General features: G+C 73.9%; 18 protein-coding genes and 1 pseudogene. 13 read left to right on the top strand and 6 right to left on the bottom strand.

Annotated features, from left to right (window positions below):
* Positions 1-77: 77 nt before the first annotated feature.
* The 3 genes from EDD32_RS04810 to EDD32_RS04800 all read right to left on the bottom strand — a co-directional run bounded on the left by EDD32_RS04810 (position 78) and on the right by EDD32_RS04800 (position 3,677).
* The gene (locus EDD32_RS04810) at positions 78-2,657 is read right to left on the bottom strand and encodes a DUF4153 domain-containing protein (protein WP_123915235.1); all 2,580 of its coding nucleotides are present in this window, start codon (positions 2,655-2,657) and stop codon (positions 78-80) included.
* Positions 2,654-3,340: a response regulator transcription factor gene (locus EDD32_RS04805; protein WP_123915232.1), complete on the bottom strand. Its 687-nt coding sequence runs from the start codon at positions 3,338-3,340 to the stop codon at positions 2,654-2,656. The genes EDD32_RS04810 and EDD32_RS04805 overlap by 4 nt, the downstream gene beginning before the upstream one ends.
* A gap of 124 nt (positions 3,341-3,464) precedes the next feature.
* Entirely contained in the window at positions 3,465-3,677 is a 213-nt protein-coding gene (locus EDD32_RS04800; protein ID WP_123915229.1) for a hypothetical protein, read from the bottom strand.
* 251 nt (positions 3,678-3,928) lie between these two features.
* Between EDD32_RS04800 and EDD32_RS19890 the strand changes: the two genes are divergently transcribed.
* The 5 genes from EDD32_RS19890 to EDD32_RS04775 all read left to right on the top strand — a co-directional run bounded on the left by EDD32_RS19890 (position 3,929) and on the right by EDD32_RS04775 (position 9,281).
* On the top strand, positions 3,929-4,810 hold the full coding sequence (locus tag EDD32_RS19890) for a hypothetical protein (RefSeq protein ID WP_170175214.1): 882 nt from the start codon (positions 3,929-3,931) through the stop codon (positions 4,808-4,810).
* 377 nt (positions 4,811-5,187) lie between these two features.
* On the top strand, positions 5,188-7,059 hold the full coding sequence (gene dnaK / locus EDD32_RS04790; protein WP_123915223.1) for a molecular chaperone DnaK: 1,872 nt from the start codon (positions 5,188-5,190) through the stop codon (positions 7,057-7,059).
* Complete coding sequence (locus EDD32_RS04785) at positions 7,056-7,721, top strand: nucleotide exchange factor GrpE (RefSeq protein WP_123915220.1); 666 nt, start codon at positions 7,056-7,058, stop codon at positions 7,719-7,721. The genes dnaK and EDD32_RS04785 overlap by 4 nt, the downstream gene beginning before the upstream one ends.
* Before the next feature lie 67 nt (positions 7,722-7,788).
* Positions 7,789-8,799 carry a DnaJ C-terminal domain-containing protein gene (locus EDD32_RS04780; protein ID WP_123915217.1) on the top strand — a complete coding sequence of 337 codons (1,011 nt, stop codon included), beginning with the start codon at positions 7,789-7,791 and terminating at the stop codon, positions 8,797-8,799.
* 59 nt (positions 8,800-8,858) lie between these two features.
* The gene (locus EDD32_RS04775; protein WP_281274856.1) at positions 8,859-9,281 is read left to right on the top strand and encodes a heat shock protein transcriptional repressor HspR; all 423 of its coding nucleotides are present in this window, start codon (positions 8,859-8,861) and stop codon (positions 9,279-9,281) included.
* 282 nt (positions 9,282-9,563) lie between these two features.
* Here the strand turns inward: EDD32_RS04775 and EDD32_RS04770 are convergent, their stop codons facing one another.
* Entirely contained in the window at positions 9,564-11,132 is a 1,569-nt protein-coding gene (locus tag EDD32_RS04770) for an HNH endonuclease signature motif containing protein (RefSeq protein ID WP_123915214.1), read from the bottom strand.
* Positions 11,133-11,540: 408 nt separating this feature from the next.
* On the opposite strand from EDD32_RS04770, the gene EDD32_RS04765 reads away from it, so the two are divergent.
* Positions 11,541-12,290 (top strand): histidine phosphatase family protein, encoded by a 750-nt coding sequence (locus tag EDD32_RS04765; RefSeq protein WP_123915211.1) that lies wholly within the window; start codon positions 11,541-11,543, stop codon positions 12,288-12,290.
* Complete coding sequence (locus tag EDD32_RS04760; protein WP_123915208.1) at positions 12,287-13,195, top strand: NAD(P)H-hydrate dehydratase; 909 nt, start codon at positions 12,287-12,289, stop codon at positions 13,193-13,195. Before EDD32_RS04765 ends, EDD32_RS04760 begins: the two co-directional genes overlap by 4 nt.
* Here the strand turns inward: EDD32_RS04760 and EDD32_RS04755 are convergent.
* Complete coding sequence (locus EDD32_RS04755; RefSeq protein ID WP_123915206.1) at positions 13,176-14,951, bottom strand: BCCT family transporter; 1,776 nt, start codon at positions 14,949-14,951, stop codon at positions 13,176-13,178. The two genes, EDD32_RS04760 and EDD32_RS04755, sit on opposite strands and share 20 nt — an antisense overlap.
* A 103-nt stretch (positions 14,952-15,054) precedes the next feature.
* Between EDD32_RS04755 and EDD32_RS04750 the strand changes: the two genes are divergently transcribed.
* The 6 genes and pseudogenes from EDD32_RS04750 to EDD32_RS04725 all read left to right on the top strand — a co-directional run.
* Entirely contained in the window at positions 15,055-16,665 is a 1,611-nt protein-coding gene (locus EDD32_RS04750) for a DUF7059 domain-containing protein (protein WP_123915203.1), read from the top strand.
* A 47-nt stretch (positions 16,666-16,712) separates the two neighbouring features.
* A complete protein-coding gene (locus EDD32_RS04745; protein WP_123915201.1) occupies positions 16,713-17,570 on the top strand; it encodes an SDR family oxidoreductase in 858 nt (285 codons plus the stop codon).
* A 189-nt stretch (positions 17,571-17,759) separates the two neighbouring features.
* Positions 17,760-18,836, top strand: coding sequence for an FUSC family protein (locus EDD32_RS04740; RefSeq protein WP_170175213.1), 1,077 nt, complete (start codon positions 17,760-17,762; stop codon positions 18,834-18,836).
* 28 nt (positions 18,837-18,864) lie between these two features.
* On the top strand, positions 18,865-19,854 hold the full coding sequence (locus EDD32_RS04735) for a phosphatase PAP2 family protein (RefSeq protein ID WP_123915193.1): 990 nt from the start codon (positions 18,865-18,867) through the stop codon (positions 19,852-19,854).
* Positions 19,855-19,914: 60 nt separating this feature from the next.
* Positions 19,915-20,646, top strand: coding sequence for an HAD family hydrolase (locus EDD32_RS04730; RefSeq protein WP_123915189.1), 732 nt, complete (start codon positions 19,915-19,917; stop codon positions 20,644-20,646).
* Positions 20,647-20,792: 146 nt separating this feature from the next.
* Positions 20,793-22,541 (top strand): annotated as a pseudogene (locus EDD32_RS04725) (glycoside hydrolase family 65 protein); the annotation flags it as partial.
* Between the two features lie 126 nt (positions 22,542-22,667).
* On the opposite strand, the gene EDD32_RS04720 reads toward EDD32_RS04725, so the two are convergent.
* A complete protein-coding gene (locus tag EDD32_RS04720) occupies positions 22,668-24,050 on the bottom strand; it encodes an IS1380 family transposase (protein ID WP_123914576.1) in 1,383 nt (460 codons plus the stop codon).
* Positions 24,051-24,142: the final 92 nt, after the last annotated feature.

Here is a 24,142-nt window from a genome sequence, read left to right as displayed (position 1 = left end):
GTAACCCACGCCGGTGCGGCCGCGGCGCGCCCGCCCGGGGCGCCCCGCCCGCTCCCGGGGCGACCCCGCCCGCCCGGTCAGGGGCAGCGCGCGTCCGCCGGCGCCGCCTCGAGGGCCTCGGCGGCGCGGGTCCTGCCCAGGTTCCACGAGAGCGGGTCGTCGGCGTCGGGCGGCGACTGCCGCTCCACCACGCAGGCCGCCAGGCCCGCCGGCAGCCCCTCGAGGACCACGGGCGTCGCGTCCGGGCCGAGCGAGGCGAGGTAGTCGACGTCGACCTTGCCGGTCGTCTCGAAGCGCTCGATGTTCTGGCGCGCCACCCACGCCTCGGGGTTGACGGCCCCGACCACCAGCAGGAAGACCGCGGCGGAGACCAGCGCGGCGCGCGGGAGCCACCACCCGGACCATCGGATCCCGGCCACCATGACGAGGACGACGACCAGGCCCAGCCACAGCTCGAAGGCGTCGACGAGGACGCGGAGCACGGTGAAGCCGAAGGCGTCCTGGTAGACGGACATGCGGAAGAGCGCGGAGGCGACGACGACGAGGGTGAGCGTGAGCAGGAGCCCCAGCACCACGCGGAGCAGGAGCCGGTCCCGCGGCGTCGTCCGGGGTGCGCGGCGCACGGTGAGCGCGACGGTGAGCAGGGTGAGCGTCGTGGCGACCGTCAGCTGGCCGAAGCCCTGGTGGACGTAGTCGGCGTAGCTCATCCCCGTCACGCGGCGCACGTAGTCGTGACCGCCCCACATCGCCGAGGCCTGCGCCACCACGAACACGGCGAACACCGCGACGACGAGGCCGACCGGGACCAGCCACTCCCAGGCGCGCACCGGCCGCGGCGCCGGCGGCGCGAGGGTCTCCACCCGCGGCGGGTTGAGCGAGAGGTACGCCCCGGCCAGCACGACGCCGCCGACGAGGACGAGGACGAACGCGCGCAGGATGATCGAGTCCCACGCGAGGTCCGGGACCAGCGGCGAGACCCACGAGCCGAAGATCGCGTCGCCGGAGGCGAACAGACCGCCGAAGACGACGAGCGCGACGAGGGAGACCGCGGCGGTGCGCAGCACCGGCCAGAGCATGCGGTGCCGCGAGAGGGCGGACGCCGTCCGGCTGAGCAGGGGCAGGCCCCGCAGGCCGGACAGGGGCCACGCGAGCGCCCCGGCGAGGACCGCGGTGAGGCGGCGCGCGTCCGTCAGGGCCGTCGTGACCAGCAGGGCGACGACGAGCAGGGAGAGCACGGCCAGCCACTCCGCGGCGCGGAGGACGACGAACGACCCGAGCCCGACGGCCAGCGCGGCCGAGAGCACCGTCCAGGGGCGAGTGCGTCGAGGGGAGACGAGGAGGATGACGGCGCCGCCGAGGAGGAGCACCACGAGGGCGCCGAGGCCGAGGTTGCGCTCCGGGAGGACGACCGCCCCCAGCGCGCCGACGGCGAGGGAGGCGAGGAACGGCGTCGTCGCCGTCGCGGGACCGGACTCGGGCCAGATCTCGCGGAGGACGCCGTCGACCGCGGACGGCGGCCGGTTCGTCGCCGCGGCGGCGGGCGGCAGGGCGGGCACGGCGTGCTCGGTGCTCATGGGTCTCTCCTCGGGGGTGGGGTGGGTGGCACCGGGTGCGTGGGCGACGGGCGGGGAGGTGGGGCCGGCCACGCGACCCGGTCGGCGAGGCAGGACTGCCCGGACGCGGGCGCCGGTCGACCCGGGGGCGGGCGGCACCACGGCGATGGACCCGCCGTGCAGCTCGCACACCCAGCTGGCGATCGCCAGGCCCAGGCCCGTGCCGCCTCCGCCGTCGCCGGCCGCGGCGCCGAAGCGGAAGATCCGCTCCTCGTCGCCGTCGGCGATGCCCGGGCCCTCGTCGCGCACCTCGAGGGACCACCGCTCCGGGCCGTCGGCGGACGCGAGGACGGTGACGGTGGCGCCGGCGGGGGAGTGGCGTGCGGCGTTGTCGAGGAGGTTCGCGACGACCTGGGCGAGGCGGCCCGCGTCGCCGGTGACCGTGAGGTCCTCCGGCCGGACCTGCGTGACGTACCGGACGTCGCGGGCGAGCCGCGCCTCGGCGACGGCGCCCGCGACCAGGTCCGACACGCGAACGGGCGCGAGGTCGAGGTCGGCCGTCCCGTCGACGCGGGTGATGTCGAGCAGGTCGCCCACCAGGTCGCTGAGGCGCTCGGCCTGCGCGAGCGCGCTGGCCAGGGCGACGTCGTCGGGCCGGACGACCCCGTCGACGAGGTTCTCCAGGAGCGCGCGCTGCGCGGTCAGGGGGGTGCGCAGCTCGTGCGAGACCGTGGCGACGAGGCGGCGGCGCTGGTGGTCCGCCGTCGCCAGGTCGACCGCCATGGTGTTGAAGGCACGGGCCAGCCGGCCCACCTCGTCGGCGGAGGTGTCCGTGACGCGCAGCGAGTAGTCGCCGGTGGCCATACGGGCCGCGGCGGCGGTCATCTCGCGCAGGGGCGCGGTCATGCCCCGGGCGAGGGCCTGGGTGACGCCGAGCGCGGCGGCGACGGTCACCGGCAGGGTCATCCACAGCGGGGCGCCGGCGCGGTTGCCGATCTCGGCGACGAGCGCGGCCGCGACCACGCTGAGGCCGACCAGCAGGCCGATCTTGAGCTTGATGGAGCCGACGGCGTCCAGCGGGCGCCCGGCGGGGTCGGTGGTCATCGCAGCTCGACCGCGTAGCCGACGCCGTGGACCGTGCGCACGCGTTCGGGGCCGATCTTCGTGCGCAGGGCCCGGACGTGGGTGTCGAGGGTCCGGGTGCCCCGCGCGTCGGCCCAGCCCCACACCTCGCGCATGAGGTCCTCCCGGGTGCGGACGACGCCGGGCTCGGCGGCGAGGGTGGCGAGCAGGTCGAACTCGAGGGGGGCGAGGTGCACCTCCGCGCCGCGCACCCACACACGGCGGGCGGCGCGGTCCAGGGTGACCTCGCCGAGCTCCACGCGTGGTGCGCCGACGGCCGCGAGCTCCCGCGCCCGCTCGACGCGCCGGAGCAGGGCGCGGATGCGTGCGACGACCTCCCGCTGCCGGAACGGCTTCGTGACGTAGTCGTCGGCGCCGACCGCGAGGCCGACGAGGACGTCGGTCTCCTCCACGCGGGCGGTGAGCATGAGCACCGGGACGGGGCGGACGGCCTGAATCCGGCGGCAGACCTCGATGCCGTCGAAGCCCGGCAGCATGACGTCGAGGACGACGAGGTCCGGGGCGTCCCGCTCGAAGGCCGCCACCGCGCCCGGGCCGTCGTGGGCCTGGACGACGTCGAAGCCCTCGGCCACCAGGCGGTCGGTGAGTGCCTGGTTGATCGTGGGGTCGTCCTCGACGACGAGAAGTCTCGCGGCGTGCTCCATGGTCCTGAGCCTAGGAGCGGCGGCGTGCTGAGTCGGTGGGGCAGATGTGAGGGTCCTGCAAGGGATGCGGGAGCGTGCGGGCGCCGCCGCCGTGCGGGGTCCTCGTTGCCGCTCCCAGGACCGGTCAGCGTCCGATGGGCCGAGAGCTGGGCGGTCGAGCCAGCTCGAGCAGACGACGTGCGACGAGCACCGCGAACACGGCCCAGGGCACCAGGGACGCCATGGCGAACACCAGGCCGACCGTGCCGAAGTTCGACGGGACGGCCATGAGCGACGCGGCCACGAGGCCCCACACCGCCGTCGGCCGACCGAAGACGCTGCTCCGGTACATCAGCACGGCAAGGACGGGGAGCGTCGAGGGACGCTGACCGGAGGCGTGCAACGCGGTCGGATGACGCCGCAGCCGGGTCGTGAGGTCCGCGGCCGGGATCGGAGGACCGATGGTTGCCCTGGACGAGCGGGGGTCCGCAACGACCTCTTCCCCTGGTCGGGACTGCTCGTCACCGGCGCCTGGGTGGCGCTGGCGAGCGTGGCGCTCATCCTCGTGCAGGTCGGCATCTACCTGGTCGGCCCCCACCGGAGTCCACCGTGGGGCTCTTCGAGGTGCTCCTCGACAACCCGGTCCGTGGTGTCCTCGCGCTCGACATGCTCTACGTGGTGAGCAACCTCCTCGCGTTCCTGCTCTACCTCGCGCTCGCCGTCGTGCTGTGGCAGGTGAGCCGGTCCGCCGTCGTGGTGGCGCTGGGTCTCGGCGTCCTCGGGATGGCCGCCTACATGGCCTCACCGCGACCGGTCGAGATGCTCACCCTCGCCCGCGCGTACGGCGAGGCCGGCCCGGCGGAGCAGGTCGCGCTCGTCGCGACCGGTGACGGGATGCTGGCGACCTGGATGGGCACCGCGTTCGACATCTACTACTTCTTCAACCTCCCGCGCGCGGGCCGGCAGGTACGGAGGTCCCGTGCCGGGCTCGTCGGTACCGGCCGGGCTCGCGGCGCCGGCCGGGCTCACGTCGCCAGATCGGTCGCCCCTCGCCCGCTCGCGCCTCCCGCGGGCAGCCTGGTCATCGGCCCGGAAATCCAGTGCTCGATCTCCGGCCAGCTGCGAAGGCGCACGACCGGGAGGTCCGGTCGCCGGCGCCGGAGGTCCGCGACGCGCGCGGCGGTCTTGCGGTGGGTCGTCCAGGCCCACCGCACGATGTGCTCGCGGTCGGTGAGGATCGTCCACAGCGGTGGCTCGACGTTCCCGTTCCACAGCTCCTGCCGACGTCGCCGCCGGACGACCGTGCGCACGACGACCTGCTGCATGACCCGTGCGCGGGGCAGGTCCACCCAGACGAGAAGGTCTGCGCGTTCCGCCAGGGCCGCACGGACGGAGGCGTACTGCCACTCCGTCACCCAGGACGGCTCGGCGACGAAGCGCTGCACGTCGGCCTCGAAGGTCGGCCGCGGCGTCCAGCCGGGCCCGTGGTAGAGCGCGTCGATCTCCACGTGCTGGACCCCCAGCCGCTCGGCGATGCGACGGGCGGTGCTCGTCTTGCCCGCTCCGGAGGTGCCGGCGACGAGGACGCGAGCCGGCCGGGCCGGAAGCGGGTGGGCAGGTCCCAGCAGCGGCATGAACCACACGGTAGCGAGCCGCTCGGGCCGGCCGGGTGCCCGCCCCCCGATCCGCTGTGCCGAAGACAGCTCCCGGGGGTGGGAACAACAACAGCCGGTCGGTAGTTGAGCCTGACAGACTCAAGTTCGTCACGGCCGAGTTGACATGACCGGATGGTGGGGGAAACTTGAGTGCATACGACTCAACATGGAGCCGGCGACCCGTGCCGGCCCACGACGAAGGAGCGAACGCACATGGCACGAGCGGTCGGAATCGACCTGGGCACCACCAACTCGGTGGTCGCCGTCCTCGAGGGTGGCGAGCCCACCGTCATCGCGAACGCCGAGGGTGCCCGCACCACCCCGTCGGTGGTCGCCTTCAGCAAGTCCGGCGAGGTGCTGGTCGGTGAGGTCGCCAAGCGCCAGGCGGTGACCAACGTCGACCGGACCACCGCCTCGGTGAAGCGCCACATGGGCACCGACTGGTCCAAGGAGATCGACGACAAGAAGTACACGCCGCAGGAGATCTCCGCGCGGATCCTCGGCAAGCTCAAGAAGGACGCCGAGTCCTACCTGGGCGAGCCGGTGACCGACGCCGTCATCACCGTCCCCGCCTACTTCAACGACGCCGAGCGTCAGGCCACGAAGGACGCCGGCCAGATCGCGGGACTCAACGTGCTGCGCATCGTCAACGAGCCCACTGCGGCCGCGCTGGCCTACGGCCTGGAGAAGGGCAAGGAGGACGAGCTCATCCTCGTCTTCGACCTCGGTGGCGGGACGTTCGACGTCTCCCTCCTGGAGGTCGGCAAGGACGAGGACGACTTCTCCACCATCCAGGTCCGCGCGACCAACGGCGACAACCGCCTCGGTGGCGACGACTGGGACCAGCGGATCGTCGACTGGCTGGTCAAGCAGGTCAAGAACAAGGACGGCGTCGACCTGTCCAAGGACAAGATCGCCCTGCAGCGTCTGCGTGAGGCCGCCGAGCAGGCGAAGAAGGAGCTCTCCTCGGCGACGAGCACCAACATCTCCCTGCAGTACCTCTCCATGAGCGAGGCCGGGCCCATCCACCTCGACGAGAAGCTCACCCGGGCCGCGTTCGAGGAGATGACCAAGGACCTGCTCGAGCGCACCAAGCAGCCGTTCCACAACGTCATCAAGGACGCCGGGATCTCCCTGTCCGACATCGACCACGTCGTCCTCGTCGGTGGCTCGACCCGCATGCCGGCCGTGACGGAGGTCGTCAAGGAGCTGACCGGCGGCAAGGAGCCCAACAAGGGTGTGAACCCGGACGAGGTCGTCGCCGTCGGCGCCGCCCTCCAGGCCGGCGTCATCAAGGGGGACCGCAAGGACGTCCTCCTCATCGACGTCACGCCGCTGTCCCTGGGCATCGAGACCAAGGGCGGGGTGATGACCAAGCTCATCGAGCGCAACACGGCCATCCCGACCAAGCGCTCGGAGGTCTTCTCCACCGCTGAGGACAACCAGCCGAGCGTGCTCATCCAGGTCTTCCAGGGTGAGCGCGACTTCGCGCGGGACAACAAGCCGCTGGGCACGTTCGAGCTGACCGGGATCGCCCCGGCACCGCGCGGCATGCCCCAGATCGAGGTCACCTTCGACATCGACGCCAACGGCATCGTCCACGTCTCCGCCAAGGACCGTGGCACGGGCAAGGAGCAGTCGATGACCATCACCGGCGGCTCGGCACTGCCCAAGGACGAGATCGACCGCATGGTCAAGGAGGCCGAGGCGCACGCTGCCGAGGACCACAAGCGCCGCGAGGAGGCCGAGCTGCGCAACACCGCCGAGCAGCAGGTCTACTCCACGGAGAAGCTCCTGACGGACAACGCCGACAAGCTCCCCGAGGAGGTCTCCACGGAGGTGCGCGGCGCCGTCGACGCCCTGAAGAAGGCGCTCGAGGGCGACGACGTCGAGGCCGTCAAGACCGCGCAGGCGGACCTGACGACCAAGAGCCAGAAGATCGGTGAGGCGCTCTACGCCCAGCAGGCCTCCGAGGGTGCGCCCGCCGGCGGCCCGCAGGGTGCGCCCGGCTTCGACGACACTGCCAAGGCGGCCGACGACGACGTCGTCGACGCCGAGATCGTCGACGACGAGGAGACCAAGTGACGCCCCCCGACGCCCCCCCACACGACGCCACGCCCGACGAGGCAGCCGACAAGCCGCACGTCACGGACAAGCGACGGATCGATCCGGAGACCGGTAGGAGGCGGGACGCGGCGGCGGACGCCGCCGCCCCCGCCGGCCTGGCAGCCGACGCTGTGGGAGCCGCCGCAGCCGACGCCGCAGGTCCTGGCGACGAGGCGGCGGGTGAGGACGAGCTGGGCAAGGCCAGGGCGGAGGCCCTCGACCTGGCCGACCAGCTCGCCCGGCGCAGCGCCGAGGTCTACAACGTCCAGCAGGAGTACAACAGCTACGTCCGCCGGTCCAAGGCCGACGCGGCCGCGCAGCGGCAGGCCGGTGTCAACGAGGTCGTGGAGTCGTTGCTGGGGGTGCTCGACGAGATCGAGCTCGCTCGTCAGCACGGGGACCTGACGGGGCCGTTCGCCGCCATCGCCGAGAAGCTCGAGACCGCGCTCGCCCAGCGCTTCGCGGTCGAGCGCTACGGGCAGGTGGGTGAGGAGTTCGACCCCGAGGTCCACGAGGCGCTGATGCACAGCACGGACGCCGAGGCGAGCGCCACCACGGTCACGCAGGTTCTCCAGCCGGGCTACCGTGCCGGTGACAGGGTGCTGCGGGCCGCTCGCGTGGCGGTCAGCAGCCCCGCGTGAGCAGGACGGCCCAGGTGCCGCGGCGGGCGACCGCCGCGGCACCGCACGATCGAGGAGGTGAGGCGGGATGACCGGACAGGACTGGCTGGAGAAGGACTTCTACGCCATCCTCGGCGTCGCGAAGGACGCCGACGCCGACGCGATCAAGAAGGCCTACCGCAAGCTGGCTCGCCAGCACCACCCGGACCACAACCCTGACAACGCCCAGGCCGAGGAGCGGTTCAAGTCCGTGGGCGAGGCCTACGCCGTGCTGTCCGATCCGGAGCAGCGCAAGCAGTACGACGCGCTGCGGGCGATGGCGGGGGGCGGCGCCAGGTTCTCGGCGGGCTCCTCCGGTGGCGGCGGCACCGCCGGGTTCGAGGACCTCTTCGGGTCGATGTTCGGGCAGGGTGCGCCGGGCGGGTCCCGGGTGCGCTACAGCACCCAGGGGCCTGCCGGTGGTGCTCAGAGCACCCAGGGCTTCGAGGACATCCTCTCGGGGATGTTCGGGGCCGGCTCCTCCGGGTTCGGGTCCCGGCGTCGCCCCCAGCGGGGGGCCGACGTCGTCGCGAACGCGACGCTCCCGTTCCGGCAGGCGCTCACCGGATCGACCGTCCAGCTGACGGTCGACGGCCGGCAGGTCAACACCCGGATCCCGCCCGGCGTCCACGACGGTCAGCGGATCCGCATCCGCGGCAGGGGCCGACCCGGCGCCAGCGGCGGGGAGGCCGGCGACCTCATCGTCACCGTGCACGTCGAGCCGCACCCCGTCTTCGCGATCGACGGCAAGAACGTGCGCATGAACGTCCCGATCACGTTCGACGAGGCCGCGCTCGGCGCGACGATCGAGGTGCCCACCCTCGACGGCAGCACCGTCAAGGTGAAGATCCCGGCCGGCACGCCGTCCGGGCGCACCCTCCGGGTCCGGCGCAAGGGTGTCGACGTGCCCAAGGGCTTCGACGGCGACCTGCTCGTCACCGTCAACGTCGTCGTCCCGAACAAGCTGTCCTCGGCTGCCCGGGACGCCGTCAAGGCGTTCGCAGATGCGAACGGCGGGGCCAACCCGCGGGTGGGACTCGCGGAGATGGCCGCGCAGTAGCGCGCCCGTGAGACGGTCCGGAGCTGCCAGGCGGGTCGCAGACAGGAGGAGGTGGTTCGGTGTTCGAAGGTGCGCGTGAGGACGCCCCGGTGCTCACCATCTCCGTCGCGGCGGGCCTGGCCGGCATGCATCCGCAGACCTTGCGCCAGTACGACCGGCTCGGGCTCGTGGAGCCTCGGCGGACCCGCGGGCGCGGGCGGCGCTACACCTTCCGTGACGTCGCCGTGCTCCGCGAGATCCAGCGGCTCAGCCAGGAGGAGGGGATCAACCTTGCCGGCATCAAGCGGATCCTCGACCTCGAGCGCGAGCTCGAGCGGACGCGGGCCCAGGTGGAGCACCTGCGGGCGTTCGCCGAGCCCGGCAACCGCATCTTCGCGGCCGGGCCGTCCGGGGACGTCGTGGCGGTCCCGCGGGGCACCCGCGTGCGCCGGGTGAGCACCAGCAGCGGCGGCGCCCTCGTCCTGTGGCGGCCGCAGCGCTGAGAGGTACAGCGACGAGAAGTACCCGCTGAGAAGTACCCCGCTGAGAACTACCCGGCTGAGAACTACCCGGCTGAGAAGTACCCCGCTGAGAACTACCCGGCTGAGAAGTACCCCGTTACCCGAGAGGCCCTCCGACGCGTGAGCGTCGGAGGGCCTTCGTGGTTGGTGGGCGCGTCGGCGTGGCTGGCGTGGCTCGCCCCGGTCTGGCCCGGGTGGTGCGCGACGACGTGGGATCTGGCGGACGGAGCGCAGGTGACGGTGCGAGGCGCGCTCGAGTATCTGTCAGTAGGGCGGGTCGCCGGTGGGTGGGGGGCCGGGTGGTCGGGTGGGGTGGCGGGTGTAGGTGTGGCCGGTGGGGGAGGTCCAGGTGATGGTGGCGGTGTGGGGGTCGCGGGTGACGGTCCAGGTGCCGGTGGTCTTGAGGTTGTGGTGGCGTCGGCACAGGGAGTGGAGGTTGTCCTGGCAGGTCTGGTCCGCGGTGGTGGGGTCGCTGGTGCGGGTGGGGTCGTGGGGGTCGATGTGGTCGAGGTCGGTGCGGTAGGCGGGTTGGCGGCAGCCGGGGAAGGTGCAGGTGACGTCGCGGGCGATGATGTGGCGGGTCAGGTCCGCGCCGGGGCGGTAGGCGCGGGTGGAGAGGTGGTGGTACTCGCCGGTGTCGGGGTCGGTGAACAGGGCCCGCCAGGTCCCGTCGGCGGCGATGGTGCGGGCGAGGTCGGCGGGGATGGGGCCGTACCCGGCGAGGTGGGCGGGGTGCTCGCCCAGGCCCAGGAGGGTCCCGGCGGGGATGGTGACCTGGATGTGGGGGTGGCGGCCGTGGCGGCGGGGCAGTGCGCGCCCGTCCAGGTCCAGGCCGCGGGTGAGGAGGAGGGTGAAGGTGTCGGTCAGGACGTCGGCGCGGAGCTGGTCGCGGGTGCGGGTCTCGGCCGGTCCGGCCGCGGAGTCGGCGAGGGCGTCGAGGTAGGTGCGGATGGTGTGGGCGTGGTCGGCGCGGATGTAGGCGACCAGGTAGGCCATGGCGTCGGGGGCGTCGGTGATGGTCACGGCCCGGTGGGTGTGGGCGCGGTCGTGGCGGCGGGCCGCGGCGGCGGGGTCGGCGGTGGTCGCGGCGGTGCGCAGGGCCTGACGCAGCTGGGGTGGGGTGAGCTCGGTGGCCCGGTCCAGGAGGGTGGTGGCCAGGGCGCGCTGGTCCTCCAGGGTCAGGCCCGTCTCGTCCTGGGTGAGGATCTGGGCCTTGCGGGGGTCGATCCGTCCGGTGGTCAGGGCGTCGGCGACCTCGGGGAACTGGGCCAGGACCCCCGCGGCGTGGGTCCGGCGCTCGGCCGCGTGGTGGGTGATGCCCAGCCGGGCGGCGACCTCGTCCGCGACCCGGGCCAGCGCCGAGGTCCCGGACCCGCGCCGGGCGAGGAGCTCCTCCAGGGCCCGCGCCTGGGCGGCGGTCGCGGCCGAGATCAGCCGCTCGTGCGCGGCGACGGCCTCGACCAGGGCCGCGTCCGTGGCGTCCGCGACGGCCAGGCCGGCCAGGGCCGCGGTCAGCGCCGGGCCCGGGACCATCCGCTCGAGCCGGGCCGCGACCGGGTCGACCAGGACGAACCGGCCCGGCAACCGCTCCCCGACCAGCCCGGCCAGATCGGCGCCCTCCACCACCACCGCGCCGCCCGCCACGGCCGATCCCGCCACGCCCGGTCGCGCGGCGGCCGGTCCCGCCACGCCCGGCGTCGCGAAGGCCGGCGTCGCGGGGGCCGGTGTCGCGGCGGCCGGTGTCGCGGGGGTCGGTGTCGCGGGGGCCGGTGCGAGGGCGTGGTCGGCCATGACCCGGCCCCGCGCCCGGCCCGCGGCCACGGTCCGGGCCACCGCCCGCCGCACCGCCTTGGACCCCCGACCACAACTCGAGCGACCGGCCCGCCGCGCCCGCGCCCGCGCATCCTGCACGTACTCCTCCACCGCCGCCTCGAACCACGAGGCGGCCCCGCCAGCAGCAGGATCGCCAGCAGCAGCGACGTGAGCGGTTTCGTCGACGCGCCCCGCGTCGTGCTCGGCAGATCCGTGGACGGGCACGCGACCGGCCTGCCGGGAACCACCCGGGAGAGCCTGCGAACCACCGTCCTGAACCATGTCTCGAACCTATATTCGACCACTGACATCCGCCCCGGACCGGTGCACCGCCGATGCTCCGCGCATGCCGACCGCTCGACGTCGCGCCGCAGCGCAGCGCCGTCGCCCCGCCGTGCGCACGGGCCCTGACCGTCCTACGTTCACCCCATGCCTCTGGAGATCCTCCTCGTCCGTCACGGGCAGAGCACCGCCAACGTCGCCGCCGCCAGGGCCGAGTCGTCCGGCGCCGAGATGATCGAGGTCGACGCGCGCGACGCCGACATCACCCTCTCCGAGACCGGGCTCGAGCAGGCCAAGGCCCTCGGCAGCTGGCTGCGCTCGCTCCCGGACGACGCCCGCCCCGACCTGGTCTGGTCGTCGCCGTACCGCCGCGCGCTCGACACGGCCCGGACCGCGCTGGCCGAGGCGGGCATCGACGTCCCGGTCCGCACGGACGAACGCCTGCGCGACCGCGACCTCGGCATCACCGACATGCACACCCAGGCCGGGATCCGCGCGCGGTACCCGGAGGAGGCCGAACGGCGTGAGTGGCTGGGCAAGTTCTACCACCGCCCCCCGGGCGGGGAGTCCTGGGCCGATGTCGCCCTCCGGGTCCGGTCTGTCCTCGCGGACCTCGAGCGGCTGGGGCAGGGGCGGGTGCTCGTCAGTGCCCACGACGTCGTCATCATGATCTTCCGGTACGTGTGCGAGGGGCTGGACGAGGAGACCGTGCTGGACGTCGCGCGGTCGGACGGCGTGCGCAACGCGTCGGTGACCCGGATCGCGCAGGACGGTCCGGCGAGCTGGCGGCTCGTGGACTACAACATCGACACCCACCTCACCGACCGTGGCGTGCCCCCCACAGACGAGCCGGCCGTGGGGGAGCAGGAGTCGGCGGACGAGGACGTCGCGCCATGACGAGCCAGAAGCCGCGTGACGCCGGCCGGACCGGGCCGGCGGACCCCGAGGCCCTGCCGATCATGCCGGCGATGCTTCGCGGGTGGCCCCTGCCGGAGCCGTCGGGGACGAAGTACGGACGCGGTCAGGTGTTCGTCATCGGAGGTTCGCGCGCCACCCCGGGCGCCGTGCTGCTCGCCGGCCTGGCAGCGCTGCGGGTGGGCGCCGGCCGCCTCACCCTGGCCGTGGCGGAGTCCGTCGCGCCCGCTCTCGCGGTCGCCGTCCCGGAGGCGGGTGTCCGCGGCTTGGCGGAGGACGACGACGGCGAGGTCAGCGGCGCGGGCGTCGAGGGTCTCGGGAAGGACCTCGAGCGCAGCGACGTCGTCCTGCTCGGTCCCGGTCTCGGCCGGCCCGGGGGGACCGCGCGGCTGCTCACCGCCGTCGTCGCCGCGCTGCCGGAGGAGACCCCCGTCGTGCTCGACGCCTTCGCGCTCGGCGTCCTGCCCGACCTCCCCGACGTCGCGCGGTCCCTGGCGGGTCGCCTGGTCCTGACCCCCAACCTCGAGGAGGCCGCACGGCTGCTCGGGCGCGAGGAGATCGAGGATCCCGACGACGCCGCGTTGGCCGTCGCGCGGGAGTACCGGGCCGTCGTCTCCTGCCGGGGCAGCATCTCGGACGGCGAGCGCCTCTGGCGGGCCACCACCGGTCACACGGGCCTGGGCACCTCGGGCAGCGGTGACGTGCAGGCCGGCGCGCTGGCGGGCCTGCTGGCTCGCGGCGCCGAGCCGGCCCAGGCCGCGGTCTGGTCCACCCACCTGCACACCAGCGCCGGGGACTCGCTCACCGCGCGCGTCGGGAAGGTCGGCTTCCTCGCGCGCGAGGTGCTCGACGAGCTGCCCCGCATCCTCAACGAGCTGACGGTCTGAACCGCTGCCACCACGGACGGCGCACGTCGTCGAGCTGCTCGGGGACGACGCCGGCCCGGTCGTCCATGTGCTCGGACAGGGCGACGGCCACCCGGTCGTCCACGTGCACGCCGAAGTGGTCGCCGAACCCCTCGGTGAGCTCGGTGCGAACCCGGGTGCCCACGTGGTGGGCGAGCTCCTCGCGGCGCTGACGCCGCTCGGCGCGCACGAGCACCGCGTGCTCGTCGCGCAGCGCGCGGTAGGTGGCCACGCACATGCCGATCATCACCAGGCTCACCGGTAGGGCCGTGAGGATCGCCGCCGTCTGCAGGGCCCCGAGGCCGCCGGCCAGCAGCAGGGCGATGGCCACGAGACCCTCGAGGGTCACCCACACCACCCGGCTCCACCTCGGCGGGTCGATGTCCCCGCCGGAGGCGAGCATGTCCACCACGAGGGAGCCGGAGTCGGAGGAGGTGACGAAGAAGACCGCCACGAGGATGATCGCGATGACCGACAGCAGGCCCGACGCCGGCAGGGTGCCGAGGAAGTTGAAGAGCACGGACTCGGAGACGATGCCCACCTCAGGGTCGAACAGCCCGCCGTTGAAGTCGTCCCACGCCTGCCGGATCGCGCCACCGCCCATGACGGTGAACCACACGAACGTCACCGCGGTCGGGACGAGCATGACGCCGAGGATGAACTCCCGGACGGTGCGTCCGCGCGAGATCCGGGCGATGAACACGCCCACGAACGGTGCCCAGGAGATCCACCAGCCCCAGTAGAAGATCGTCCACGAGCCCTGCCACGCGAGCCCGTCGGCGCCGGTGTACGCGGAGGCGTTGAAGGTGAGCTGCACGATGTTCTGCAGGTAGCTGCCGAAGGACTGCACGAGGTCGCGCAGGAGGAACAGCGTCGGACCGAGCAGGAGGACGGCGACGAGGAACGCGCCGGCGAGGCCGAGGTTGATGTTCGACAGCCACTTGATCCCCCGCCCGACCCCGCTGAGCACCGAGGTGAGCGCGACGAGCGTGATGACGGTGATGAGCACGATGAGCAGGCCGTCGGACGGCTGCCCGACGGCGCCGAGCCGCACCAGACCGGCCGAGATCTGCTGCACGCCGAGCCCCAGTGACGTCGCCACCCCGAAGAGGGTGCCCACGATGGCGATGACGTCGATCGCGTCGCCCATCCGTCCGCGGAGGCGGTCACCGAGGAGCGGCTCGAGGGCCCACCGGATCGAGACCGGCCGGCCCCGGCGGTGGATGGCGTAGGCCAGCGAGAGGCCGACGACGGCGTACACGGCCCACGCGTGGAAGCCCCAGTGGAGGAAGGTCTGGGTCATCGCCGCCTCGGCCCGCTCGACGCGCGTCTCGGCGCCGGCTCCCGGCTTGGGGTCGACGAAGAACGTCAGCGGCTCCGCGGCTCCCCAGAACACCAGGCCGATCCCCATGCCGGCGGCGAAGAGCATCGCGAACCAGGACATGAGGCCGAACTCGGGCTCGTCCTCGTCCTTCCCGAGCTTGATGTCACCGAACCGGCTCATGCCCATCCACAGGGAGAACACGACGAAGCCGGCGACGACGACCACGAAGTACGGACCGAACCCGGCCACGACCGAGCTCTGGAGGGTGTCGAGCACGGCGTCGGTCTGGTCGGGCAGGGCGATGGCTAGAGCGACCGCGGCGAGGATGATCCCCAGCGCCGGGAAGAACACCGCCGGGGCCTGGACGCGCCGGCCGGTGGTGCCCTGGACCGGGGCGCGCGTGGGTTGCGACATGACGTCCTCCAGGGGCCGGGGAGAGGGTCGGTACGAACCTAACCCCGCCCGCCGCCGCGCACCATCGCGAAGAGCGGCCGGGGCGGCGCATACGCTCACGCGCATGACCGACCCGGCGCACACCGCCCCCCGTGCCGTCTCGCCGGCGGAGGTCGACGCCCTGCGCGCGGACCTCACCGGGGCGGGCTTCACCGTCGACGGCGTGGGCGCACTGCTCGACGACGTCGCCGCCGCCGCGCTCCACCGGGAGCAGCGGCTGCCGGCCCTCGTCGCCGCCCGGGCCGCCGACGAGCCCGCGGCCGCCCTCCTGCGGGTGTTCATGCTCGGCGACGACGTCCCACGCGCCGCGGTCGACCGGGCGCTGCCGCGCACGGGCACCGCCGGCGCGCAGCGGCTCGGCCTGGTGCTTGCCGCGGGCGACGGCGCGGCCGACGACGTCCGCGGCGTCGTCGACCTGCGGCCCTACGCCGCCCACGACGCCGCCGGGCCGGCGCACTGGTGGATCGCCTCGGACCTCGGCGAGGCCGCCACCGGGCGGCCGCTCGGGCCCGACCACGTCCTCGGCATCGGTGGCGCGTCGACGACGCTGGCGCAGATCACGGTCCGTGACCGTCGCGAGCGCTCCCTCGACCTCGGCACCGGGTGCGGCGTCCAGGCCCTGCACGCGGCCCGCCACAGCGGCGCCGTCGTCGCGACCGACATCTCCCGGCGGGCGCTGGAGTTCGCCCGGTTCAACGCCGACCTCGCCGGTGTCCGGCTCGACCTGCGCGCCGGCTCCATGCTCGAGCCGGTCGCGGGGGAGCGGTTCGACCTCGTCGTGTCCAACCCGCCCTTCGTCATCACCCCCGCCTCGGTGCGCGCCGCGGGCCTGCCGGTCATGGAGTACCGCGACGGCGTCCGCGCCGGTGACGACCTCGTCGCCGACCTCGTCGCGGGCGTGGGGCAGCACCTCGCCCCCGGCGGCGTCGCGCAGCTCCTGGGCAACTGGGAGCACCACGCCGGCGAGGACTGGCGCGAGCGCGTGGGTCGGTGGCTCGACCTCGCGGGCGTGGACGCCTGGGTGGTCGAGCGGGAGGTGCAGGACCCGGCCGAGTACGCCGAGCTGTGGCTGCGCGACGGAGGGCTGCGGCCCGAGGTGGACCGGCCCCGCTACGAGGCCGCCTACGAGGCCTGGCTCGCGGACTTCGCGGCCCGCGGCGTCGAGGGCGTCGGTTTCGGGTACGTCCTCCTCCAGCGGCCGGGCGGTGCGCGGCCGCCGTGGCGACGGGTCGAGGAGGTCACCGGCGCGGTGCGCCAGCCGCTCGGCACGCACGTCGCCGAGGTCCTCGCGACCCGCGAGTGGCTCGCCGGCGTCGAGGCGGCCACCGGGCCGGCGACCGCCACAGGACCGGCCGCGGCCGGCACCACGGCGATGCCCGGGCTTGCCGGCGAACGGCTCGTGGTGGCCGCCGACGTCACGGAGGAGCGCTACCTCGAGCCCGGCGCCGAGGACCCCCGGATCGTCCAGCTCCGGCAGGGTGGCGGGCTGGGGCGCGTGGTCCGGCCCGGCACCCTCGTCGCCGGAGCGGTCGGGGCGTGCGACGGCGAGCTCACCCTCGGCCAGATCGTCGGAGGGCTCGCCGCGCTCCTGGACGTCCCCGCGGACGACGTCGCCGCCGAGGTCCTGCCGGCGGCCCACGACCTCCTCGTCGACGGGTTCCTCCGGCGGGCCTGACGGTCGTCCGAGGTGCGGGCACCGCTGCGCCGTCCCACCATGGGCTCATGGCTTCCGACACCTCGAAGATCCCCGCCCAGCAGCAGCAGTGGCCCGGGACGACGTCCTCCCTCGACCCCGCGCCCGACCACGGCGAGACCAGCTGGACCGGTCGCCACCGGCTCACCGGCAAGAGGGCGCTCATCACCGGCGGCGACTCCGGCATCGGCCGCGCCGTCGCCATCACCTTCGCCAAGGAGGGCGCCGACGTCGCCATCAGCTTCCTTCCCGAGGAGCAGGCCGACGCCGAGGAGACCCGCAAGCAGGTCGAGGCGACGGGCCGCACGTGCGTGCTCCTGCCCGCCGACCTGCGCACCGAGGCGGCGGCGCTCGAGGTCGTCACCGGCGCCGTCGACGGGCTCGGCGGGCTGGACGTCCTCGTCTCCAACGCCGCCTACCAGATGAGCCACCAGGGGCTCGAGGAGTTCCCCGGCGAGCAGATCGTGCGGACCTTCGAGACGAACGTCTTCGCGACCTTCTGGCTGGCCAAGGCCGCGGCGCCGCACCTGGCCCCGGGCAGCAGCATCCTCGTGACGACGTCGATCCAGGCGTTCGAGCCCTCCGAGCCGCTGCTCGACTACGCTGCGACCAAGGCGGCCCTGAACAACCTCACCGTGAACCTCGCGGCCGAGCTCGGCGAGAAGGGCATCCGCGTCAACGCGGTCGCCCCCGGACCGATCTGGACCCCGCTCATCCCGTCCACGATGCCCGAGTCGAAGGTCGAGGGCTTCGGCGCCGACACCCCGCTCGGCCGCGCCGGGCACCCGGTCGAGGTGGCGTCGGCCTTCGTCTACCTCGCGAGCGACGAGGCGAGCTACGTCTCCGGGACCGTCCTGGGGGTCACCGGCGGCCGACCGGTCTTCTGAGGGGTGCGGCCCGCTCCCGGACCGGCCGGCCCGCTCCGGACCGGCCGTCCGGCCCACCCGGGCCGGCCGGATCCACAAGGCGGGTCCGGGGGCGGCCGGATCCACGCTCTGCGGGTCCTCGGGCGGGTGTGAACGGTGTCGCACCCCTCCCGATCGCGACGCCGTTCCTCCTCACGCAAGATGGGCGCGATGACTCCCGACCCCGCCGCCGTGCGCAGGACCTGGTCGAGCCACCCGCGGCTCGCCCTGGCCCTGCGCGCGGCGATCGCCGCGGCCCTGGCGTGGTTCGTCGCCCACCTGGTGCCCGGACCGGTCGCGGACTACCCCTACTACGCCCCGCTCGGCGCCGTCATCGCGACCACGTCCAGCCTGGCAGGCTCGGTCCGTGAGTCCCTCCAGGCGGTGGCCTCGATCACCCTGGGTGCCGTCGTCGCGCTCGGCGTGGCCGCCGTCAGCCCGTCCGACTTCGCCCCGCTCACGGTGGCGGTCGTCGTCCTCGTCGGGGTGTTCCTGGCCGGCTGGCCACGCCTGGGCTCGATGGGCAGCTGGGTGTCGACGGCGTCGCTGTTCGTCCTCATCCTCGGGCGGGGCGACCCGGTCGGGTTCATCGGTGCGTACACCGGCCTCACGCTGGTCGGCGCCGCCATCGGCGTCGCGGTGAACTGGGCCTGGCCCCCGCTCCCGCTCACGCCGGCCCAGATGGCCCTCGACGCGGTCCGGCGCACCCTCACCCGGCAGCTCGAGGACCTCGCCGAGGGCCTGGAGCAGGACCAGCCGCCCGACCCGGACGAGTGGGCGGGACGTCGCCGCAACCTCGACCCGCTGCTGCGCCGCATGCGCGACAGCGTGCAGGACGCCACCGAAGCCCAGATGTGGAACCGGCGGACTGCGCGCTACCGGGAGAGCATCGAGCGCCAGGACCGTCAGTCCCGCGCGCTCGAGCGGGCCGCCCTGCTGGTGGAGGACCTCACGATCTTCGTCAGCGAGGAGGAGCACGCGGGCCTGGAGCGGGTCGCGCTCGGGCCGGAGCTGCGCCCGCTCGCGGCCGAGGCGCTGCGCCGGCTCGCCGCCGTCTGCGCCGAGGTCCGGGGCGTCGCCGAGCACACCGAGGACGTGCCGCTGGCCACCGAGGCGATCGCGGACCTCGCCCACGCCGTCCACGAGGCGCAGGCCCGTGGCGAGAACACCGATACGGCCGCCACCCTGGTCGTCACCCTGCGACGATGCCTCCAGGCCGTCACCGACCCCCCGAGGAGACTGCGATGAGACGCCAGCGACCGTGCGAGGTGCTCCGATGAGCCGGCGCGCCACCGCTCTCGCCGCCGCCGTGCTCTCCGGCGCCGGGGTGTGGCTGGTGTGGTGGTTCTTCGTCACCACGGCGGCCGGCCAGGAGGTCGACGAGATCGCGTTCGAGGGTTCGCGCATCGGACGCTGGCGTCTCATGGACAGCGCCCGAGACCTCCTCGACGTCGTCTCCGTCCCGTTCCTCATGGTCGTGGTCCTCGTCGGGATGGTGGTCGCGGGTCTGCGGCGCCAGTGGTGGCTCGCGGTCGCCGTCGTCGTGGTCGTCGCGGCTTCGAACGTCACCACCCAGGTGCTCAAGAACACCCTCGAGCGGCCGGACATGAACCTCTCCGAGGCCACCGTGAACTCCCTCCCGAGCGGGCACGCCACCGTGGCCGGCTCGGTGGCGGCCGTCGCGATCCTCGTCACGGCGCCGCGATGGCGGTGGGTCACGGCGCTGCTGGGTGCCACCTACGCCGGCGCGACAGGCGTCTCGACGATGGTCGGCGGCTGGCACCGCGCCTCGGACGTGGTGGCCGCGATCCTCGTCGTCGGGGCGTGGACGTTCCTCACGCTGGCGGTCCTCGGTCCCGCCGCGACGCCGCTCGAGCTCGGTCCGGCCCGCCGGGCGCGCCTCGCAGCCGTCGGGTCCGCCGCGCCCGCGAGCGACGCCGACGGCGCCGGGACGGCCGACACCGCCGGGACGGCCGCCGGCGGCGCGGAGCCGCACCTCTCGCGCGACGGATTCGTCGAGGCGGACGAGGAGAGCGCGCCGGCGGCGCTGCGCGCCACCCGCACCACCGAGCACCTCTTCGGCGGGGCCGCGCTCTTCGCCCTCCTGCTCGCCCTGCTCTCGGTGCTCGTGACCAACTGGCTCGGCGGGGACTCGCGCACCGAGCTCGTCGTCGCCTATGCCGGTGCGGCCGTCGGGGTCGGCGCGGTGACGGCGCTGACCTTCCTGGCCGTGCTGCGCCTGTCCACGCCGCGCGTGTGGCACTGAGACGGGCCGGCGCCGGTGCCAGACTGGGCAGGCGCGACGCGGCGATGGACGGAGGCTGACGTGCTGGGACTGCCGGCGGGTGTCCGCGCCTGCCTCTTCGACCTCGACGGCGTGCTCACACAGACGGCGCAGGTCCACCGCGCCGCGTGGACCGCGACGTTCGACGAGTACCTGCGCGCACGCTCCACGCGCACCGGCGAGCCGTTCGTGCCCTTCGACCCCGCGGCGGACTACGCCGCCTACGTCGACGGCAAGAAGCGCGCCGACGGCGTGCGCGACTTCCTCGCCAGCCGCGGCGTCGTCCTCCCGGAGGGCACGGCCGAGGACGAGGGCACGGAGAGCGTCGCCGGCCTGGGCAACCGCAAGAACCGCCTCCTGCTGAGCCTCCTCCACGACGAGGGCGTGGAGGTCTTCGAGGGCAGCCGCCGCTACGTCGAGGCCGCCGCCGCCGCGGGCCTGGCCCGGGCCGTGGTGTCCTCCAGCGCGAACACCCGGCTCGTGCTCGACGTCACCGGCCTGGCCCCCCACTTCGACGTCGTCGTCGACGGTGTCGAGGCGCGCCGCCTGGACCTGCCCGGCAAACCCGCCCCCGACACGTTCCTCGAGGCGGCCCGCCGGCTGGGGGTGGCCCCCGGCGCAGCCGCGGTCTTCGAGGACGCCCTCGCCGGGGTGGAGGCGGGCCGGGCCGGGGGGTTCGGCCACGTCGTCGGCGTCGACCGGCTCGACCAGGCCGACGAGCTGCGCCGGCACGGGGCGGACGTCGTCGTCGCCGACCTCGAGGAGCTGCTGTGAGCACCCAGGACGCGGAGCCGGTCCCGGCGGAGGTGGCGGCGGTCGCCGGCGACGGGCACCAGGGCGCGGCGGCCGCCGTCGGGCCGGCCGAGGTCGGTGCGACCGAGAGGGCGGCCGCGTCGCAGGCCGCGCCGTCCGAACGGCCCCTGCACGTCGCGCACGGGCGCGGCTCCCTGCCGGTGGACCCGTGGTCGGTGCGCGAGCCGACCCTCGACCTCGCCGGGCTGGGTCGCACCGAGTCGCTCTTCGCCCTGTCCAACGGTCACATCGGCCTGCGCGGGAACCTCGACGAGGGCGAGCCGCACCACACCCAGGGCACGTACCTCAGCGGGTTCTTCGAGCACCACCCCCTGCCCTACCCCGAGGGCGGCTACGGCTACCCCGAGTCCGGCCAGACGATGGTCAACGTCACCAACGGCAAGCTCATCCGGCTGCTCGTGGACGACGAGCCGTTCGACGTGCGGTACGGCACCGTGCTGCGCCACGAGCGGGTCCTCGACATGCGCGAGGGGACCCTGCAGCGCTGGGTGGACTGGGTCTCCCCGGCCGGCCGGGCCGTGCGGGTGAAGTCCACGCGGCTGGTCTCCTTCGCGCACCGCGCGGTCGCCGCGATCGCCTACACGGTCGAGGCGGAGCAGGAGGTGCGGATCATCCTGCAGTCCGAGCTGGTCGCGAACGAGGCGCCGCCCGAGGTCGACAGCGACGACCCGCGCGTGGCCGAGGCGCTGGACAACCCGCTCGTCGCGGTCGGCCAGGACGTCGAGCAGCACGGGTCGGTCCTGCTGCACCGCACCGCGCACAGCGGCCTGCACCTCGCGGCCGGGATGGACCACGACATCGAGTGCTCGCGGCAGTACGACGTCGAGAACGAGGTGCGGCAGGACTGGGCCCGCACGACCGTGGTGACGATCCTGCGGCCCGGGGACAAGCTGCGCGTGGTGAAGTACCTCGGCTACGGGTGGTCCAGGACCCGCTCGGACCCCGCGCTGCGGGACCAGGTCGCCGCGGCCCTCACCGGGGCCAAGTACTCCGGCTGGGACATGCTCCGCCGCGCCCAGCGCGACTACCTCGACGAGTTCTGGCGCGCCGCCGACATCGAGATCGACGGCGACCCCGTCCTCCAGCAGGCGCTGCGGTTCTCCGCCTTCCAGGTCCTCCAGGCCGGCGCGCGGACCGAGGGGCGGGCCATCGGCGCCAAGGGGCTGACGGGCACCGGGTACAACGGGCACACGTTCTGGGACGTGGAGGGCTTCGTCGTGCCTGTCCTGACCCTCACGGCGCCCGACGCCGCCGCGCACGCGCTGCGGTGGCGGGCCTCGACCCTGGACCGGGCGCGGGAGCGCGCCCGGACGCTCGGCCTGGCCGGTGCGACCTTCCCCTGGCGCACCATCGACGGCGACGAGACCTCCGCGTACTGGCCCGCCGGCACCGCCGCCTTCCACATCAACGCCGACATCACCCGCGCGTTCGAGCTCTACCGCTGGGCCACCGGCGACGACGGCCTCGAGCGGTCGGTGGGGCTGGACGTCCTCGTCGAGACGGCCCGGCTGTGGATCTCGCTGGGCCACCACGACGCCGCCGGCCGCTGGCACGTCGACGGCGTCACCGGGCCGGACGAGTACACCGCCGTCGTCGACGACAACGTCTTCACCAACCTCATGGCCGCCGCCAACCTCAACGCCGCCGTCGGCGCCTGCACCCGTCAGCGCCGGGCCGCCCGGCTGCTCGGCGTGGGTGAGGCCGAGATCGCCCGGTGGCGCCGCGCCGCGCGGTCGGTCCACGTGCCCTTCGACGCCAAGCTGCAGGTCCACCCGGCGTGCGCGAACTTCACGCGGTACGCCGAGTGGGACTTCGAGGCCACCGTGGGCCGGTACCCGCTCATCCTCGATCCACCGACGCGGATTCTTTGGTGATTGATTTCGGGTCGGGGCCGTTCACCCCTGGGTGGGCGTGGGGTAGTCGCCGGTGTGCCCGGCCTTTTCCACTTCGGTGTGTTTCCTCGTGCGGTCAGGAACTGCGGCTCAGGCCGCGGGGGCGAGCGGTGGAGCGAAGGCGGCGTCGTTGAGGGCGCGCCAGGGGTGCTCCCAGGGCCAGTCCTTGGGCAGGTGGAGGCGCAGCCGGCGGGCGGAGGTCGCGAGACGGGCCGGGACGGTGATCAGATGCTTGCGGATGGTGGCGGTCCGGGCTCGGGCGTGCCGGGTCGAGGCGAGGGTGCCGGCGGCGCGGGTGAGGTTGAACGCGATGGCCGCGAGCACGGTCCAGGCCGAATTCGCGGTGAAGACCCCGGAGGGGAGGTGAGCGAGCGGGCCGTCCTTGAGGTCGGCGATGACCTGCTCGATGATCGCGTGGTCGCGGTGGGAGGCCTCGGCCTCGAGCATGGCCAGCTCGGTGTCGGTGAAGACGGCGTGGTGGCGGTAGGCGGCGAACATCTCGCCCTGCCCGGCCGGGACCGACCTGGGATTCAGGCGCTTGACCCGGCGCACGATCAACCGGGCGGTGACGTGCTCGGCCTTCCGGCGGGAGGTGAACGCGACGAAGGGGACCTCGGCGACCTCGGCGTCGGAGATCCACCGTTGCTCGTCGGGGTCCCAGATCGCCGCGGGGTACTTGATCCCCACCCAGTCGGTCTCGGGGATCCGGGAGATTGCCGCGACCACCGCGGGGTCCATCCGGGCGGTGACGGAGAACCGGGCCCCGCCCCTGGAGGCGGCGGCGACGACGGCGTGGGTGTAGTACGCGCTGTCGGCCCGCACGGTGATCTGCCCGCTCACCCCGGCCCGGCGTGCGGTGCCCAGCGCCTCGGTGATCAACGACTTCGCCCCGTGGGGCGAGGAGACGTTGCCCCGGCGCAGCCGGGTGGCGGCGATCACCGGCGCCGCCAGCGGGGTCGAGACCGCCGCGAGCTGGGCGTTGAGGCCCTTGGTCTTGTTGTACCCGTAGGCCACGCCCTGCTTCTGGTACCCGTGGGTCTGCCGCATGGTGTCGTCAACGTCGAGGTAGGCCACCTCCTCGGAACCCTTGAGCAGGTCCGGGACCTCCCCGGCCAGGCCAACCAGAACGGCCGCGGCGACCGAGTCGAGCTGGCGCACATGCCCATGGGTATACGCGCGCAGATGCGTGCCCAACGTCGACGGTGCCCGCAGCCCGGCGAAGACCTTCCCCATGCCGCCGTGGCGCAACAGGTCCATGTCATCGATGCTGTCCGCGCCCGCGACCATCCCCGCCACCAGGGCCGGGACCTTCATCGCGGCATTGGCGCCCGCATCGCCAGGCACCTTCACCCGCTGCCCCGCCAGGTCATGCAGCCCGGCCCGCCGCGCCAACGCCATCGTCGGGACCAGACCCGCCACCGACACCAGATTCGGGTCATCAAAATCCGTGGAAACCTTGTGAGAGACTCGCACCTGCGAAGTGCCCTTCTATCTGCGACGCGGAACCTTAGACAAGTCCCATCGTCCCAGGTCAGAAGGGCACTCGTGCGTCACGACCCGCCCAC

This window comes from Georgenia muralis (genome assembly GCF_003814705.1).
Lineage (GTDB): Bacteria > Actinomycetota > Actinomycetes > Actinomycetales > Actinomycetaceae > Georgenia > Georgenia muralis.
The sequence above is the reverse complement of the archived record's forward strand: the minus strand, read 5'-3'. Positions and strand labels throughout refer to the sequence as shown.

What these genes read in the sequence shown, in the direction of transcription:
- dnaK (WP_123915223.1), top strand. Translation starts at nt 5,188, where the DNA reads ATGGCACGAGCGGTCGGAATCGACCTGGGCACCACCAACTCGGTGGTC.
- EDD32_RS04765 (WP_123915211.1), top strand. Translation starts at nt 11,541, where the DNA reads ATGCCTCTGGAGATCCTCCTCGTCCGTCACGGGCAGAGCACCGCCAAC.
- EDD32_RS04760 (WP_123915208.1), top strand. Translation starts at nt 12,287, where the DNA reads ATGACGAGCCAGAAGCCGCGTGACGCCGGCCGGACCGGGCCGGCGGAC.
- EDD32_RS04780 (WP_123915217.1), top strand. Translation starts at nt 7,789, where the DNA reads ATGACCGGACAGGACTGGCTGGAGAAGGACTTCTACGCCATCCTCGGC.
- EDD32_RS04755 (WP_123915206.1), bottom strand. Translation starts at nt 14,951, where the DNA reads ATGTCGCAACCCACGCGCGCCCCGGTCCAGGGCACCACCGGCCGGCGC.
- EDD32_RS04805 (WP_123915232.1), bottom strand. Translation starts at nt 3,340, where the DNA reads ATGGAGCACGCCGCGAGACTTCTCGTCGTCGAGGACGACCCCACGATC.
- EDD32_RS04735 (WP_123915193.1), top strand. Translation starts at nt 18,865, where the DNA reads ATGAGCCGGCGCGCCACCGCTCTCGCCGCCGCCGTGCTCTCCGGCGCC.
- EDD32_RS04750 (WP_123915203.1), top strand. Translation starts at nt 15,055, where the DNA reads ATGACCGACCCGGCGCACACCGCCCCCCGTGCCGTCTCGCCGGCGGAG.
- EDD32_RS04810 (WP_123915235.1), bottom strand. Translation starts at nt 2,657, where the DNA reads ATGACCACCGACCCCGCCGGGCGCCCGCTGGACGCCGTCGGCTCCATC.
- EDD32_RS04745 (WP_123915201.1), top strand. Translation starts at nt 16,713, where the DNA reads ATGGCTTCCGACACCTCGAAGATCCCCGCCCAGCAGCAGCAGTGGCCC.
- EDD32_RS04740 (WP_170175213.1), top strand. Translation starts at nt 17,760, where the DNA reads ATGACTCCCGACCCCGCCGCCGTGCGCAGGACCTGGTCGAGCCACCCG.